A 16,424-nucleotide genomic window follows, 5' to 3' on the forward strand; every position below is an offset into this window, starting at 1 on the left:
ATGGGCCGTGACCATGACCGCCGCGAGTGTCGCGGCCTTAGGACTCGTCGTCGGCCAGGGCACGGCCGCGAACGCCGCCGTCACCTGCGACGTGGCCTATACCGCCAACCAGTGGGGCACCGGCTCAGGCGGTTTCACCGCGAGCGTCACGCTGAAGAACACCGGTGATCCCCTGACGTCGTGGTCGCTGGCCTTCGACTTCCCGACCACCGGTCAGAGGTACACGCCGACCGGCTGGGGTGCGAACTGGTCCCAGTCGGGCACCCGGGTCACGGCCACGAACATGCCGTGGAACGGCACCCTGGCCACCGGCGCCTCCACCAACATCGGCTTCAACGGCACGTGGACGGGCACCAACCCGAACCCCACCTCGTTCAGCGTGAACGGGGTCACCTGCGGCGGCACCGGCCCGACCACCCCGTCCGTGGTGACCTCGGCCAGCGCGGTCGCGGTCAACGAGGGCGGCACGGCCACCTTCACCGCCCGGCTCTCCTCCGCGCCCACCTCGAACGTAACCGTCACCACCGCGCGGACCAGCGGTGACACCGACCTGACCGTCAGCTCGGGCAGCTCGCTCACCTTCACCCCGTCCAACTGGAGCACCGCGCAGACGGTGACCCTGGCCGCCGCCCAGGACTCCGACACCGCCGCGGGCACCGCCGCCTTCAGCGTCGGCGGCACCGGCGTCACCGGCGCCTCGGTCACCGCGACCGAGGTGGACGACGACGCCACCGTGGAGCAGTCGATCATCGTGTCGCCGCCCGCGGTGACCGTGCCCGAGGGCTCGACCGGCACCTACACGGTCCGCCTGGCCGCGCAGCCGTCCTCGAACGTGACCGTCACCACGACGGCCGGCAGCGGTGACACCAACCTCACCATCTCCTCGGGGGCCAGCCTGACCTTCACCCCGGCCAACTGGAGCACCCCGCAGACGGTGACCCTGGCCGCCGCCCAGGACTCCGACACGGCCAACGGCAGCCGCCCCTTCACCGTCGCCTCCACCGGCCTGACCTCGCGTACGGTCACCGCCACCGAGGCCGACGACGACGGCAGCACCAACCCGACCCACGTCGAGAACCCGTACGCGGGCGCCACCGGCTACGTGAACCCGAACTGGAGCGCCAGGGCCGCGGCCGAGCCCGGCGGCTCGGCGGTCGCCAACACCTCCACGGCCGTGTGGATGGACCGCATCGCGGCCATCGCCGGCTCCTCCTCGGCCATGGGCCTGCGCGCCCACCTGGACGAGGCCGTCCGGCAGGACGCCGCCAACGGCTCCGCGCCGCTGACGATCCAGGTCGTCATCTACAACCTGCCCAACCGCGACTGCTCGGCGCTGGCCTCCAACGGTGAGCTGCTCATCGCGGAGGACGGGTTCAACCGCTACAAGACGGAGTACATCGACCCGATCGCGGCCATCATGCGCGACTCGGCCTACGCCAACCTGCGCATCGTCACGATCATCGAGCCCGACTCGCTGCCGAACCTGGTCACCAACCTCAACTCCTTCGAGAAGTGCCGCGAGGCCAACGGCGCCGGCGGCTACCGCGACGGCGTCCGCTACGCGCTCAACCAGCTGCACGCCATCACGAACGTCTACACCTACATCGACGCCGCCCACCACGCGTGGCTCGGCTGGGACTCGAACTTCAACCCGTCCGTGAACCTCTTCTACGAGACCGTCGCCGGCACCACCGCCGGGGTGGACAGCGTGGACGGCTTCATCGTCAACACCGCCAACTACTCGGCCACGACCGAGCCGCACTTCACCATCAACACCATGGTGGGCAGCACCTCGGTCAGGCAGTCCAAGTGGGTGGACTGGAACTATTACGTCGACGAGCAGACCTTCGCCACGGCCCTGCGCAACGCGCTCATCAGCAAGGGCTTCCGGCAGGGGCTCGGCATGCTGATCGACACCTCCCGCAACGGCTGGGGCGGCAGCGCCCGCCCGAGCGGGCCGAGCACCTCGACCAACGTGGACGAGTTCGTCAACCAGTCCCGCGTCGACCAGCGCATCCACGCCGGCAACTGGTGCAACCAGAGCGGCGCCGGCCTGGGCACGCGGCCCACGGCCAGCCCGGCCGCCGGCTTCGACGCCTACGTCTGGATCAAGCCTCCGGGCGAGTCCGACGGCGCCAGCCGGGACATCCCGAACGACGAGGGCAAGAAGTTCGACCGGATGTGCGACCCGACCTACACCGGCAACAGCCTCAACGGCAACAACATGTCGGGAGCCAAGGCCGACGCCCCGCTGTCCGGCCAGTGGTTCTCGGCCCAGTTCCGTGAGCTGCTGCAGAACGCCTACCCGCCCGTCAACTGAAGACCCGGCCGGCCGGGGGACCCGCCTGACCCGGGCCCCCGACCAGCCTGAGGGGCCCGCCTGACCCGGGCCCCTCAGCTGCCGGAAGGGGCCCGGGGGGCCACACCCCCGGGCCCCTTCCCAGGGTCAACGCCCCCGCCGCCACTCCGACACGATCTCGTCGGCGTCAAAGGGCATCAGGTTCAGCGGCGGCCCCGACAACCCGGTCCTGATCGCTTCCCGGATCCTGTGGTTGATCTCCTCGACGATCCGCCGAGCCTCGGCCTCGGAGCGAGCCCCACGCGCCGCGGCCAGCGCCTCCTCCGCCTCCTTGCGCAACGCGAGCGTGGGCGGCAGAGGCATCGACAGCCCCTCGCTCTCGACCTTCTGCTTGATCCACCACATCTCGTCGGGGTGCCGATCGAGCCCCGGCAGCGGCTTGCCCTTGCCGGGCAGGTCGTCGAACTCGCCTCGCTCCTCCGCCTCGCGGATCTGCCGGTCGATCCAGGTCTCGAAGGGAAGTCCGACGGGTTTGCGGTCGGTCACGTACGGATCTCCTCACGCGAGGTTGTGACTGGGTGCCACCGGACCGCGCCACCCCAGCACGGCCTCGGTCATGCGCACGGACGCGACCGTCGCGGCCACGTCGTGCACGCGCAGGATGCGTGCGCCCTTGAGGACGGAGACGACGTTGACGGCGATCGTCCCCTCCTTCCGCTCCCCCTGGGGGCGGTCGATCGTCTCCCCGATGAAGTCCTTGTTGGACAGCGCCACCAGCGTCGGGTAGCCGATCGAGGTGATCTCCTCGAGCCGGCGCGTCAGCTCGAGGGAGTGGAAGGTGTTCTTGTTCAGGTCGTGCCCGGGATCGATGATGATCTTGTCGGGGGCGATCCCCGCCTTCAGCGCGAACGAGACCCGCTCCCGCAGGAAGTCCGCCACCTCGGAGACGACGTCGGAATAGCTCGGCCGGAAGACCCGGCGGCCGGGCCCGCCGAGGCTGTGGGTGACCACCACGCCGACCCCGGTCTCCGCCGCGACCTCGGCAAGGCCGGGCTCACGCAGGCCGTTGGTGTCGTTGATGACGTCGGCGCCGGCCTCGACGGCCGCCTTCGCCACCTCGGGGCGGTGGGTGTCGACGGAGATCACGGCGTCGGTGGCGGCCCTGACCCGGGCGATGACGGGGGCGACGCGGTCGATCTCCTCAGCCACCCCGATCTGCGCCTGGGCAGCGCTGAAGGCGAAGCCGCCGATGTCCACCCAGTCGGCCCCGGCCTCCACGGCCCGCGTCGCCGCCGCGACCGCGCCGTCGAGCTCGAAGGTGCGGCCCTGGTCGTGGAAGGAGTTGGGCGTCCTGTTGACGATGGCCATGATGGCGACCTGGCGCTCGAAATCGAACTCACGCCGCCCGATGCGCCGGACCGGAGAGATGATCCCGGGGAAAAGCATTTCGCCGCTCACGTAGTGATCCCTTTCCGTCCCCTCGAGCCTACCTGGCGCCCGGCCAGGTCAGATGGCCCGGGACGGCACCCTGGATCAGGCGGTGAAGCGGCCGAACAGGCGTCCTCCGGACGCCGTGACCCGGATGCGCCGCATGCTCCTGTGGGTCCGGTGATCGAGCCCCCGCGGTAACCGCATGGTGAGCACGACCGTGGTGCCGGCGGGTCCGGTACGGAAGTCGGCCACGTCGCACAACCGGCGGATCAGGTAGATCCCCCGGCCCGTGTAGGAATGGTCGGACGGCCGCCTGCCGCCGTTGACGTACTCCTGGGGAATGCCCGAGCCCCGGTCACTGGTCTCGGCGCGGATGACGCCGTCGACCGTCCACAGCTTGAAGCGCCCTGCTCCGCCCGCGTGCTCCACGGCGTTGACCACGCTCTCGTGCACGGCCAGGACGAAGTCGTCCAGCCGGGGACCGTGCAGGCCACAGCTCGCGGACTGCTCGGCCACCGCATGGCGCAGCTTGGTGATGTCTTGGAGGGTGAACCTCTCGGTCATCAAGGTGCGCATGGGCTCCTCCGTGTCTTTCCGACACGCAGGGCCACGCTTCAGGACCTCGCGTGGTGATTCCCTTTCCCCGACAGCCGGAATTTACACACAGTCATCTCTTTACGGGCGTCCGCCAATGCCGCCGGCGAGCTCGCGTACCCGGCCGATCGGACCGCCGTCCGGGGCCAGCGGCGCGGTGTCCATGCCGGCACCCTCGCGCAACCCGTCGAACAGCTCCCGCATGGCCTCGAACGACGTGTGCCGCGGCTTCCAGCCGAGCACCTCTCTGGCCCGCTCCGTCTTCATGACCGGAATCCGCAGCGCCAGCTCCAGCAGGCCGGGTGCGGCGGGCACGAGCCGCAGGTGCCAGCCCGCGGACACGGCCGCCCTGGCCAGCCCCTGCGGGACCGGCACGGTCCGGGCGCCGAGCATCCTGGCCAGGTCGTGCGGGTCGAGCACGGGCTCGGCGGCGATGTTGAACGCGCCCCGCACGGGCTTGGTGACGGCCAGCCGGTACGCCTCGGCCGCGTCCTCGGCGTGCAGCACCTGCATCCGCAGCCCGGGGATGTCCGGCACGAACGGGATCCGGCCGGCCTTGATGAGCCGCCGCGGCACGAACGGCCCGGCGAACAGCCTGCGCTGCTCGGTCGCGGCCGCACGCTGGAAGATGAAGCCGGGTCGCATCCGCACGACCCGGATGTTCGGGTGATCGTGCTCGAAGACGTCGAGCACCCGCTCGACGTACGCCTTCTCCCGCCCGTACGCGGCCCCCGGCCAGCCGTGCGTGGGCCAGCTCTCGTCCACCGGCCGGTCCTTGGGCCCCGGCGAGTACGCCCCCACCGACGAGGCGTGGACCAGGGCGGGCACCCCCGCCTCCGCGGCGGCGCGGAAGACCCGCATGCTGCCCAGCACGTTCGCCCGCCAGGTGGTGGCGGGGTCCCTGGTCGGCTGGAACAGCCACGCGAGGTGCACCACCGCGTCCGCCCCGTCGAAGATCCGGGTCAGGTCGCCGGTCGCCACGTCGGCCTGCCGCCAGTCGGTGCGGTCGATCCGCCACCCGGGGAGCCGGCGGGCGACCCCCACGATCGAGGTCACGCCGCCGTCCGCGGCCAGCGCGCGCACCACGCTGGTGCCGACGTTCCCGGTTGCTCCCACCACCACGACTCTCATGGGTGCTCCGCTGCCCGCCTCCCGGGCCGTGAAACCCCTCTGAGCTGGCAGATCACGGCTGGAGCAGGATCTTCACCGCGCCGTCGGCCTTCTTCTGGAACATCTCGTACGCATGGGGCGCCTGCTCCAGCGGCAGCCGGTGGGTGGTCAGGTCCATCACGCCGAGCGGGTCGGAGTCGTCGGTCAGCAGCGGCATCAGCGCGCTGACCCACTTCCTGACGTGGGCCTGGCCCATGCGCAACGTGATGCCCTTGTCGAACATGCGCAGCATGGGCAGCGGGTCGGTCATGCCGCCGTAGACGCCGATGACCGAGATGACGCCGCCGCGGCGGACGGAGTCGATGGCCTGGTTGAGCGCGGCCAGCCGGTCCACGCCGGCGTTCGACATGAGCGGCGCGGCCACCGCGTCGGGCAGCAGCCCGGTGAGGGTCTGGGCGATCTTGGCGGCGGTGGAGCCGTGGGCCTCCATGCCGACGGCGTCGATGACCGAGTCCGTGCCGCGCCCGGAGGTGCGCCGGCGGATCTCCTCGGGGACGTTGTGCACCTCGCTGGCGTCGATGACCTCGACACCGTGGCGGCGAGCCATCTCCAGGCGGGTGGTGATGCCGTCCACGCCGATCACGCGGTGGCCGAGGTGGCGGGCGATGCGGGCGCACATCTGGCCGATGGGCCCGAGCCCGAAGACGGTGACGCTGCCGCCGTCGGGGATCTCCGCGTACGCGACGGCCTGCCAGGAGGTCGGCAGCACGTCGGACAGGTACAGGAACCGCTCGTCCGGCGGCCCCTCCGGGACCTTGATGGGCCCGAACTGCGCCTCGGGCACCCGCAGGTACTGGGCCTGACCGCCGGGCACCTGCCCGTAGAGCCTCGTGTAGCCGAACAGGGCGGCGCCCATGCCCTGCTCGCGGACCTGGGTCGTCTCGCACTGCGCGTAGAGCTCCATCCCGCACATGTGGCAGTGGCCGCAGGAGATGTTGAACGGGATGACCACCCGGTCTCCGGGCTTGATGTTGTCGATGGCGGAGCCGACCTCCTCGACGACGCCCATGGGCTCGTGCCCGAGGATGTCGCCCTCGGCCATGAACGGCCCGAGCACCTCGTACAGGTGCAGGTCGGAGCCGCAGATCCCGGTGCTGGTCACCCTGATGACAGCGTCGTTGGGCTCCTTGATCGCCGGGTCGGGGACCTCCTCGACCCGTACGTCGCGCTTGCCGTGCCAGGTGACTGCTTTCATGCTCGTCTCCTCATTGCCGGGGCACAAATGCCGCATACCCCCACATAGCTCATCAAACAGCCTCCAGGCCCCGCACCGCGTCTAGACTGCCCGCATGGCACCCACACCGCTCACACCCGACGAGGCCGCCAGATTCCGCGTCACCATGTCCGAGTGGCTCGCCAAGGAGCTCCTGGACAAAGGCTCGGTACGCCTGTCCGCCGTGGACGACCCCGACCTCCAGCGCAACTTCCAGGACGTGGTGCACCGGACGAGCGAGCTGCTCCGGCGACCGGTGATCAGCATTGCCGGCAGCCGCGGCATGACGTTCGAGCTCGGCGACGAACAGCTGCCTGGCCAGGGGCGTTCCCCCATAACACAGTGATAGGGGCCATTTGACACGACCACTCCTCGTATCCGGTCCCGTACGGTGACGGCACCCCCCAGTACGAGGAGAGTCACCAATGCTCCCCAGAAAGACCCGGACGGCGGGCATCGCGTTAGCCGTCACCCTCATCGCTGTCCCGGCCGTCGCCCTCGCCGCGAAGGGCGCCTCGGCCCAGGACGACAGCCTCTACGAGATGGCCAGGGCGAGCGCTTCCATCGCGGCCGACCCCCCTCCCGGCCTCGTGGACGCGCTCGCCCGCGACCTCGGCGTCACCGGCGAGCAGGCTGAGGCGCGCCTGGTGAACGAGGCCGCCGCGGCCGGCGTGGAGCCCGGGCTCAGGGCCCTGCTCGGCCCGTCGTACGCCGGCACCTGGGTCACCGGCCCCACCGCCACCCCCGTCGCCGCCACCACCGACCCGTCGAAGACCGCGGCGATCGCGGCGGCCGGCGTCGCGGCCCGCGTGGTCAGCCGCTCGCTCGACCGGCTCGACCAGGTCAAGGCCACCCTCGACCAGGCGTCGGCCACCGCCCCGAGGACCGCGCCGGTCTGGTACGTGGACGTCGTCGAGAACACCGTGGTCGTCCTGACCTCCACGCCCGCCCGGGCCGCGGCCTGGGTGCGGGCCAGCGGCGCCGACGTCTCCGCCGTCCGCGTCGTGCGCTCCGACGAGCGGCCGGAGCCGTACTACGACGTGCGCGGCGGCGACGCGTACTACATCGGCTCGGGCTCGCGCTGCTCGGTCGGGTTCTCGGTGACGAGGGCCGGCTCGCAGGGCGGCTTCGTGACCGCCGGCCACTGCGGCTCCACGGGCGCGACCACCACGGGCGTCAACCGGGTGGCCCAGGGGACGTTCCGCGGCTCCTCCTTCCCCGGCAACGACTACGCCTGGGTCGAGGTCAACACGCAGTGGACCCCGGTCGGCGTCGTGAACGGCTACAGCGCGGGCGTCCTGCCGGTGCGCGGCTCGACCGTGGCCCAGCCCGGCTCGTCGATCTGCCGCTCCGGCTCGACCACCCAGTGGCGCTGCGGCTCGGTCCAGCAGCTCAACACCAGCGTCACCTACCCGCAGGGCACGGTCAGCGGCGTGACCAGGACCAGCGTCTGCGCCGAGCCCGGCGACTCGGGCGGCTCGTTCATCTCCGGCGACCAGGCCCAGGGTGTCACCTCAGGCGGCTCGGGCAACTGCGGCTCCGGCGGGACGACGTACTTCCAGCCGGTCAACGAGATCCTGGCCACGTACGGGCTGACCCTGGCCACCCAGGGCGGCGGCCCGACCGGCTCGCCGACCGTCACCCCGACCGACCCGGGCGGCACGTGGGCGCCGAACACGGCGTACGCGACGGGCGCAACCGTCACCTACGGCGGGGCCACCTACCGCTGCCTGCAGGGCCACACCTCGCAGGCAGGCTGGGAACCGCCCAACGTGCCCGCGCTCTGGCAGCGCGTCTAGCGGAAGCTCCAGACCGGGGAGCCCCCTCCCCGGCCTGGGCCTACCCCCGCTCCCGCTCCTCGGCGATGCGCATGGCCTCCTCGACCAGCGTCTCCACGATCAGCGACTCGGGGACGGTCTTGACCACCTCGCCCTTGACGAAGATCTGCCCCTTGCCGTTGCCGGAGGCCACGCCCAGGTCGGCCTCGCGGGCCTCGCCCGGCCCGTTGACCACGCACCCCATGACCGCCACCCGCAGCGGGTGCGGGAACCCGTCGAGCGCGGCCGTCACCCGGTCGGTCAGCGTGTAGACGTCCACCTGGGCCCGTCCGCAGGACGGGCATGACACGATCTCCAGCCTCCGCTGCCGCAACCCCAGCGACTCCAGGATGCCGATGCCGACCTTGACCTCCTCCACGGGCGGCGCGGACAGCGACACCCTGATCGTGTCGCCGATCCCCTCGTCGAGCAGCACCCCGAAGGCCACCGCCGACTTGACCGTGCCCTGCATGAGCGGCCCGGCCTCGGTCACCCCCAGGTGCAGCGGGTAGTCGCAGCTCCTGGCCAGCAGCCGGTACGCGGCCACCATCACCTGCGGGTCGTGGTGCTTGACCGAGATCTTGATGTCGCGGAACCCGTGCTCCTCGAACAGCGAGCACTCCCACAGCGCCGACTCCACCAGCGCCTCCGGCGTCGCCTTGCCGTGCTTCGTGAGCAGCCTGGGGTCGAGCGAGCCGGCGTTGACGCCGATGCGGATCGGCACGCCCCGGTCGGCCGCCGCCCGGGCGATCTCGCCCACCTTGTCATCAAATTTCTTGATGTTGCCGGGGTTGACCCGCACGGCCGCGCAACCGGCGTCTATGGCGGCGAACACGTACTTCGGCTGGAAGTGGATGTCGGCGATGACCGGGATCTGCGACTTGCGCGCGATCTCCGGCAGCGCGTCGGCGTCGTCCTGCGACGGCACCGCCACCCGGACGATCTGGCAGCCGGCCGCGGTCAGCTCGGCGATCTGCTGCAGCGTGGCGTTGACGTCGGCCGTGACCGTGGTGGTCATCGACTGCACCGAGACGGGCGCGTCGCCGCCGACCGGCACGTCACCCACCATGACCGTCCGCGAGGCCCGCCGGGGCCGGCCGGCCGAAGGTATCCCGAGATCTACAGCGGCCACCTGTTCAGCTCCTTCCTGATGGCGTACGCGATGCCCTGGCCGGTCAGCCCGGCCTCGGCCAGCAGCTCGGACCGGCTGCCCTGGCCGACGAACTCGCACGGCAGCCCGAGGTTGAGCACGTGCCGGCCGGGCTCGCACACCTGCCGCAGCAGGGCGCCGGCCCCGGAGGCGGCGATGCCGTCCTCGACCGTGACGACCAGCCGGCTGGCGCAGGCCGCCTTGCGCAGGTCGACGGAGACCGGGATGACCCAGCGCGGATCGACCACGGTCACGCCGACGCCCGCCGCCGACAACATCGCGGCGGCGCTCAGGCACGGCTCGGCCATCGGCCCGACGGCCACGAGCAGCACGTCCTGGCCGCTGGACGACAGCACGTCCACGTCGCCGATGCTGCCGGCGGGCGGGATCTCCGCCTCGACCGGGGCCTTGGGGAAGCGCAGCGCCGTGGGGCCGTCGTGCTCCACGGCCTCCTCCAGCAGCTCGGACAGGCGCACCACGTCACGCGGCGCGGCCACCCGCATGCCCGGCACGATGGACAGCGCCGCCAGGTCCCACATGCCGTGGTGGCTGGGCCCGTCGGGACCGGTGATCCCGGCCCGGTCGAGCACCAGCGTGACGGGCAGCCGGTGCAGCGCGATGTCCATCAGCACCTGGTCGAAGGCGCGGTTGAGGAATGTGGCGTAGATCGCGACCACCGGGTGCAGGCCGCTCATGGCCAGGCCCGCGGCCGAGGCCATGGCCTGCTGCTCGGCGATGCCGACGTCGAACATGCGCTCGGGGAAGCGCCGGCCGAACTCCGCCAGCCCGGTCGGGCCCGGCATGGCCGCGGTGATGGCGACCAGGTCGTGGCGCCGCTCGCCCAGCGCGCACAGGTGGTGGGAGAAGGCGTGCGTCCAGGTGCTCCCGCCGGTCGAGCGGGGCCGCCCGGTGGTGGGGTCGGTGACCGGGATCGCGTGCAGGTGCTCGTCGAGGTCCTGCTCGGCGGGCTCGTAGCCGCGGCCCTTGCGGGTGACGCAGTGGACCACGACCGGCTCCCGCAGCTCGCGCGCCGTACGCATGACCTGCTCCAGCGCCTCGATGTCGTGCCCGTCGACGGGGCCGAGGTAACGCAGGCCGAGGTTCTCGAAGACGGTCACGCCGGGGGCGGCGCGCAACCGGCCGAGGTGCTCGGCGCAGCCCCCGAACGTCGGCGCGTAGGAGCGGCCGTTGTCGTTGAGCACCACGATCACGGGCCGGTGCCGGGCGGCGCCCAGGTTGTTGAGCGCCTCCCAGGCCACCCCGCCGGTGAGCGCGCCGTCGCCCACCACCGCCACCACGGCCCTGGTGTCGCCACCGGTGATCCGGCGGGCCTTGGCCATGCCGTCGGCGTAGGCCAGCGCGGTGGAGGCGTGGGAGCTGTCCATGTGGTCGTGCGCCGACTCCTGCCGGCACGGGTAGCCGCTCAGGCCACCCCGGCAGCGCAGCGCGTCGAAGCCGTCGCGGCGGCCGGTGAGGATCTTGTGCACGTAGGCCTGGTGGCCCGTGTCGAACACGATCACGTCGTCGGGCGAGTCGAACACCCGGTGCAGCGCGATCGTCAGCTCCACGACGCCGAGGTTCGAGCCGAGGTGGCCGCCCCTCGCGCTCACCTTGTCGATCAGGAAGTCGCGAATCTCGCGGGCCAGCCCCGGAAGCAGCTCGGCGGGCAGGGCTCGAAGGTCGTCAGGGGTCGAGACGTAGGGCAGCAGGGTCTTCATGAGATCCCCAGACCGTGTGACTGCTGTGGCAAAAGAAAGGTTGAGCTACTAAAGACACTTTACACGCTCCGTATTCAATGAGTAACTATTGGTAGTGACGGACTGACAGAAGGAGCCGTGCGTATGCCGGTGAGCTTCACTCAGCACTCCCTTGGTTCAAGAATTGACCGACGCCTGAGCGGTTTCCTGGAAACCTGGCGCACCCCGGTTTCCGACCCCGGTGTCGAAGCCGCCTACGGCCTGCTGGCCGACTTCATCCTGGGCGGCGGCAAGCGCGTGCGGCCGCAGCTGTGTTACTGGGGCTGGCGCGGCGCCGGTGGGGACGATTGCGAAGAGATCATCAGCGCGGCCGCGTCCCTTGAGCTGTGTCACGCGGGCCTGCTGATCCACGACGACATCATGGACGGCAGCGAGCTGCGCCGCGGCCAGGCCACCGTGCACCGGAACCTGGCGGGGCTGCACGACGGCCCCGGCGCGGAGGCGTTCGGGCGGGCGGGCGGCATCCTGCTCGGCACGCTCAGCCTGGCCTGGTCCGACGCGCTGCTGTCGTCGTGCGGGGTGGACCCGTCGCGGTTGCGGGCCGCGCACCACGTGTTCGACGCCATGCGGACCGAGGTCATCAGTGGCCAGTACCTCGACGTGCTCGCCCAGCTCCGCTCGGGCGCGACCGAGGCCGAGGCGCTGACGGTGATCCGCTACAAGAGCGCCAAGTACACCGTCGAGCGGCCGCTGCAGATCGGCGGCGCGCTGGCCGGCGCCTCGCCGGAGCTGCTGGACGCCTACTCGCGGTTCGGCGTGCCGCTCGGCGAGGCGTTCCAGCTGCGCGACGACGTGCTCGGCACGTTCGGCTCGTCGTCGCAGACCGGCAAGTCGGCGCTGGACGACCTGCGGGAGGGCAAGCAGACGGTGATGTACGCGCACGCCGTCCAGCACGCCTCGCCCGCCCAGCTCGGCCACCTCAGGACCTGGCACGGCAACCCCGCGCTGACCGAGGAGCGCGCCGCCGAGGTGCGGCAGATCCTGGTCGACACCGGGGCGCTGGCCAGGGTCGAGCAAATGATCGAAGAACGCGTGCGTGAGGCCGTGTCGGTCCTGGCCGAGGCGCAGATCAAGCCCGAGGCCGCCACCGTGCTGACCCTGATGGCCGATCAGCTCGCGCACCGCATCAAGTAAGGAGATCCCCCATGGGACGGGTACTTCTCGCGGCTCCGCGCGGCTACTGCGCGGGCGTCGAACGCGCGATCATCACCGTGGAAGAGGCGCTGAGACGCTTCGGGCCACCCGTGTACGTGCGTAAGCAGATCGTTCACAACACCTTCGTCGTCGACGACCTCACCCGGCGCGGCGCGGTCTTCGTCGATGAGCTCGACGAGGTCCCCGACGGCTCGCTGGTCGTCTTCTCGGCCCACGGCGTCTCGCCGGCGGTGAAGGAGACGGCGGCACGGCGCGGGCTGCGGACGATCGACGCCACCTGCCCGCTGGTCACGAAGGTGCACAAAGAGGCCGTGCGCATGGCCGAGGCGGGCTACGAGATCGTGCTGATCGGCCACGCCGAGCACGAGGAGGTCGAGGGCACGCTCGGCGAGGCCCCCGAACGCATCCACGTCATGGACCCGGCCAGGCCCGACGACCTGACGGCCGACGGCTCCCGGCCGATGAGCTGGCTGTCGCAGACCACCCTCGCCGTGGACGAGACCATGCGGGCGGTCACGGAGTTGCGCCGGCGCTTCCCCGACCTGGCCGACCCGCCCAGCGACGACATCTGCTACGCCAGCCAGAACCGCCAGGAGGCGATCACCAGGATCGCGCCCGAGTGCGAGCTGGTCATCGTGGTCGGCTCGGCCAACTCCTCCAACTCCCAGCGGCTGGTGGAGGTGGCGCTGAACGCGGGCGCCGACGCGGCCTACCTGGTCGACCGGGCCGCGCACGCCGAGCAGGAGTGGCTCGACGGGGTGCGGACCGTCGGCGTCAGCTCCGGCGCCTCCGTCCCCGAAGGGCTGGTCGTGGAATTACTCGACTGGCTCGCGGACCGCGGATACGCCGACGTGGAGCCGGTGACCCTGACCGAGGAGACCCTCACGTTCTCCCTGCCGCTCGAACTCCGATCGACCCGCAACCCCGGCTAGGCCCCGAGATTGGTGGTGCAGCACGATGACCGAAACGACTCATTCCTCCGCTCCCGAGAACGGCAACGGACAGCTCAGCCTCAGCACCGATGCCGCCAAACAACTCGCGACGACGACCAAGACGCCGCCGCAGATGCAGGAGATCACCTCCCGTTGGCTGCTGCGGCTGCTGCCCTGGGTGCAGTGCTCCGGCGGCGTGTTCAGGGTGAACCGGCGACTGACGTACACGCTGGGAGATGGCCGGATCACCTTCAGCAACACCGGCTCCGAGGTGCGGGTCATCCCGGCCGAGCTCACCGAGCTGCCCATGTTGCGCGGATTCGACGACATGGAGGTGCTCGAAGCGCTGGCGGGCCGCTTCACCCAGCGTGAGGTCGCGGCCAACGAGGAGATCGTCTCCGAGGGCGGCCCGGTGGACCGGCTCGTGCTGATCGTCCACGGCCGCGTCGCCAAGGTCGGGCGCGGCTCGTACGGTGACGAGCAGAACCTCGGCGTGCTGGCCGACGGAGACTACCTCGGCGAGCAGACCCTGATCGAGGGCGGCCAGTTCGAGTTCAGCGCCCGGGCCAAGACGGCCACCACCCTGCTCACGCTCTCCCGGCAGGACTTCGAGCAGCTCGCCGAGCAGGCTCCCGCGCTGCGCGAGCACGTGGAGCGCTGGCGGACGAGCGGCGACCACGACACCAACGACTACGGCGAGGCCGCGATCAACATGTCGGCCGGCCACGTCGGCGAGGCCGTGCTGCCCGGCACGTTCGTGGACTACGAGCAGAGCCCGCGCGAGTACGAGCTGAGCGTGGCCCAGACGGTCCTGCGCGTGCACAGCCGGGTCTCCGACCTGTACAACCAGCCGATGAGCCAGCTCGACCAGCAACTCCGCCTCACGGTGGAGGCCCTGCGCGAGCGCCAGGAGAACGAGCTGATCAACAACAAGGAGTTCGGCCTGCTCCACAACGCCGACTTCAGCCAGCGCATCCGCACCCGCTCGGGCCCGCCCACCCCTGACGACCTCGACGACCTGCTGTCCACGGTCTGGAAGGAGCCGTCGTTCTTCCTGGCGCACCCGCAGGCCATCGCCGCCTTCGGCCGGGAGTGCAGCAAGCGCGGCATCTACCCGCAGTCCAGCGAGGTCAGCGGGCATCGCGTGCCGGCCTGGCGAGGCGTGCCGATCTTCCCGTGCAACAAGATCCCGGTCTCCTCGACGCGGACGACGTCGTTCCTGCTCATGCGTACCGGCCAGGAGAACCAGGGCGTCGTCGGCCTGCACCAGACCGGCATCCCCGACGAGTACCAGCCGAGCCTGTCGGTCCGCTTCATGAGCATCAACGAGAAGGCCGTCATCTCCTACCTGGTCAGCGCCTACTACTCGGCCGCGGTCCTGGTGCCGGACGCGCTCGGCGTGCTGGAGGACGTCGAGCTCGGCAGGAACGGCTAGCCGGGCCCCTACCTCTCGTCCGTCCGGTCCACAGGGATTGGTGGTGTTCATGTCAACGCAGCCCGACCAGGGCCCCGACCAGCGGCTGAGCCTCGACACCGCGGCAGCGCGCAATCTCGCCACGACGACCAAGACGCCCCCGCAGATGCGGGAGATCTCTCCCCGCTGGCTGCTGCGGGTGCTCCCTTGGGTGGACGTCACGGGCGGGGTCTACCGGGTGAACCGGCGGCTCACGTACGCGGTCGGCGGCGGGCGGGTGAGCTTCTCGAACACCGGGTCCCGCGTCCGGGTCGTCCCGCCGAGCCTGACCGAGCTGCCGCCGCTGCACGGGCTCGACGACGACCGCGTGCTCGACACCCTCGCGGGGCTGTTCGAGCAGCGGGAGTTCGAGCGCGGCGACACGATCGTGCGGGCCGGACGGCCGGCGGACGAGCTGGTCCTCATCGCGCGCGGCAAGGCGACCAAGCTCCAGGCGGGCCGGTACGGCGACCGCGTCGTCCTCGGCTCGCTGGCCGGCGGCGACCATGCCGGTTCTGACCAGGCCGGTTCTGACCAGGCCGGCTCCGGCCCGCCCGCCGGGGGCGCGGTCTGGGAGTACACGCTGGAGGCCGGCACCGCGTGCACGGTGCTGGCCCTGCCGTGGGAGGAGTTCCACGCGGTGGCCAGCCAGTCGCCGGCGCTGCGCGAACACCTCGCCCGCTACCGCGCCCGCAGGGCCGCCCCGCAGAACAAGTGGGGCGAGGCCGCGATCGTCACGGCCGCCGGGCACCGGGGCGAGACCACGCTGCCCGGCACGTTCGCCGACTACGACCCCGGACCGCGCGAGTACGAGCTGAGCGTGTCGCAGACCGTGCTGCGCGTCCACACCCGGGTGTCGGACCTGTACAACCAGCCGATGGACCAGCAGGAGCAGCAGCTCAGGCTGACCATCCAGGCGGTGCGCGAGTCCCAGGAGCGCGAGCTGGTCAACAACCCCGACTTCGGGCTGCTGCACCAGGCCCACCCCGGGCAGCGCGTCTACACCCGTACCGGCCCGCCGGGTCCCGACGACCTGGACGAGCTGCTCTGCCGCAGGAAGAGGTCGCGCTTCTTCCTGGCCCACCCGCGCGCCATCGCCGCCTTCCACCGGGAGTGCAGCGCCAGGGGCGTCTATCCCGACAGCGCGGAGGTCGAGGGCTCCTGGGTGACCGCCTGGCGCGGGGTGCCCATCCTGCCCTGCGACAAGATCCCGATCACCCGGGCGGGCACCAGCTCGATCCTCGTCCTGCGTACGGGCGAGGAGGACCAGGGCGTCGTCGGGCTCTTCCAGAAGGGCGTCCCCGGCGAGCGGGAGCCGGGCCTCAGCGTGAAGTTCACCGGGATCGACGCGCGGGCCGTCGCGTCGTACCAGGTCAGCGCCTACTACTCGGTCGCGGTCCTGGTGCCGGACGCGCTCGGGGTGCTGGAGGACGTCGAGGTGGCGCGCTGACCG

At 71.2% G+C, this 16,424-nt stretch carries 14 protein-coding genes; 7 read left to right on the forward strand and 7 right to left on the reverse strand.

Going from position 1 to position 16,424, the window contains the following annotated elements; genetic code table 11:
* Positions 1–13: 13 nt before the first annotated feature.
* The gene (locus AB0J69_RS08120) at positions 14–2,320 is read left to right on the forward strand and encodes a glycoside hydrolase family 6 protein (RefSeq protein WP_364114173.1); all 2,307 of its coding nucleotides are present in this window, start codon (positions 14–16) and stop codon (positions 2,318–2,320) included.
* Between the two features lie 126 nt (positions 2,321–2,446).
* On the opposite strand, the gene AB0J69_RS08125 is transcribed toward AB0J69_RS08120, so the two are convergent.
* The 5 genes from AB0J69_RS08125 to AB0J69_RS08145 all read right to left on the reverse strand — a co-directional run bounded on the left by AB0J69_RS08125 (position 2,447) and on the right by AB0J69_RS08145 (position 6,689).
* Positions 2,447–2,845 (reverse strand): DUF1992 domain-containing protein, encoded by a 399-nt coding sequence (locus tag AB0J69_RS08125; RefSeq protein WP_364114175.1) that lies wholly within the window; start codon positions 2,843–2,845, stop codon positions 2,447–2,449.
* Between the two features lie 12 nt (positions 2,846–2,857).
* Positions 2,858–3,757, reverse strand: coding sequence for a dihydropteroate synthase (folP, locus tag AB0J69_RS08130; protein WP_364114177.1), 900 nt, complete (start codon positions 3,755–3,757; stop codon positions 2,858–2,860).
* Positions 3,758–3,832: 75 nt separating this feature from the next.
* Entirely contained in the window at positions 3,833–4,306 is a 474-nt protein-coding gene (locus AB0J69_RS08135; RefSeq protein WP_364114179.1) for an ATP-binding protein, read from the reverse strand.
* A gap of 99 nt (positions 4,307–4,405) precedes the next feature.
* The gene (locus AB0J69_RS08140; RefSeq protein WP_364114181.1) at positions 4,406–5,455 is read right to left on the reverse strand and encodes an NAD-dependent epimerase/dehydratase family protein; all 1,050 of its coding nucleotides are present in this window, start codon (positions 5,453–5,455) and stop codon (positions 4,406–4,408) included.
* Positions 5,456–5,507: 52 nt separating this feature from the next.
* Positions 5,508–6,689, reverse strand: coding sequence for a zinc-dependent alcohol dehydrogenase (locus AB0J69_RS08145; protein WP_364114183.1), 1,182 nt, complete (start codon positions 6,687–6,689; stop codon positions 5,508–5,510).
* A gap of 94 nt (positions 6,690–6,783) precedes the next feature.
* On the opposite strand from AB0J69_RS08145, the gene AB0J69_RS08150 reads away from it, so the two are divergent.
* Complete coding sequence (locus tag AB0J69_RS08150; RefSeq protein WP_364114185.1) at positions 6,784–7,053, forward strand: hypothetical protein; 270 nt, start codon at positions 6,784–6,786, stop codon at positions 7,051–7,053.
* 79 nt (positions 7,054–7,132) lie between these two features.
* The gene (locus AB0J69_RS08155; RefSeq protein WP_364114187.1) at positions 7,133–8,506 is read left to right on the forward strand and encodes a carbohydrate-binding protein; all 1,374 of its coding nucleotides are present in this window, start codon (positions 7,133–7,135) and stop codon (positions 8,504–8,506) included.
* A gap of 40 nt (positions 8,507–8,546) precedes the next feature.
* On the opposite strand, the gene ispG is transcribed toward AB0J69_RS08155, so the two are convergent.
* A complete protein-coding gene (gene ispG, locus AB0J69_RS08160; RefSeq protein WP_364114189.1) occupies positions 8,547–9,656 on the reverse strand; it encodes a flavodoxin-dependent (E)-4-hydroxy-3-methylbut-2-enyl-diphosphate synthase in 1,110 nt (369 codons plus the stop codon).
* Positions 9,644–11,392, reverse strand: coding sequence for a 1-deoxy-D-xylulose-5-phosphate synthase (locus AB0J69_RS08165; RefSeq protein ID WP_364114191.1), 1,749 nt, complete (start codon positions 11,390–11,392; stop codon positions 9,644–9,646). The genes ispG and AB0J69_RS08165 overlap by 13 nt, the downstream gene beginning before the upstream one ends.
* 129 nt (positions 11,393–11,521) lie before the next feature.
* On the opposite strand from AB0J69_RS08165, the gene AB0J69_RS08170 reads away from it, so the two are divergent.
* Genes AB0J69_RS08170 through AB0J69_RS08185 form a run of 4 tightly spaced genes read left to right on the forward strand, consistent with a single transcriptional unit; the run spans position 11,522 to position 16,421 of the window.
* Positions 11,522–12,565, forward strand: a complete 1,044-nt coding sequence (locus tag AB0J69_RS08170) for a polyprenyl synthetase family protein (RefSeq protein WP_364114193.1) — start codon at positions 11,522–11,524, stop codon at positions 12,563–12,565.
* Between the two features lie 11 nt (positions 12,566–12,576).
* On the forward strand, positions 12,577–13,518 hold the full coding sequence (locus AB0J69_RS08175) for a 4-hydroxy-3-methylbut-2-enyl diphosphate reductase (protein ID WP_364114195.1): 942 nt from the start codon (positions 12,577–12,579) through the stop codon (positions 13,516–13,518).
* 25 nt (positions 13,519–13,543) lie between these two features.
* A complete protein-coding gene (locus tag AB0J69_RS08180) occupies positions 13,544–14,953 on the forward strand; it encodes a family 2B encapsulin nanocompartment shell protein (RefSeq protein WP_364114197.1) in 1,410 nt (469 codons plus the stop codon).
* Positions 14,954–15,002: 49 nt separating this feature from the next.
* Positions 15,003–16,421, forward strand: a complete 1,419-nt coding sequence (locus AB0J69_RS08185) for a family 2B encapsulin nanocompartment shell protein (RefSeq protein ID WP_364114199.1) — start codon at positions 15,003–15,005, stop codon at positions 16,419–16,421.
* Positions 16,422–16,424: the final 3 nt, after the last annotated feature.

This window comes from Nonomuraea sp. NPDC049709, assembly GCF_040674815.1.
Lineage (GTDB): Bacteria > Actinomycetota > Actinomycetes > Streptosporangiales > Streptosporangiaceae > Nonomuraea.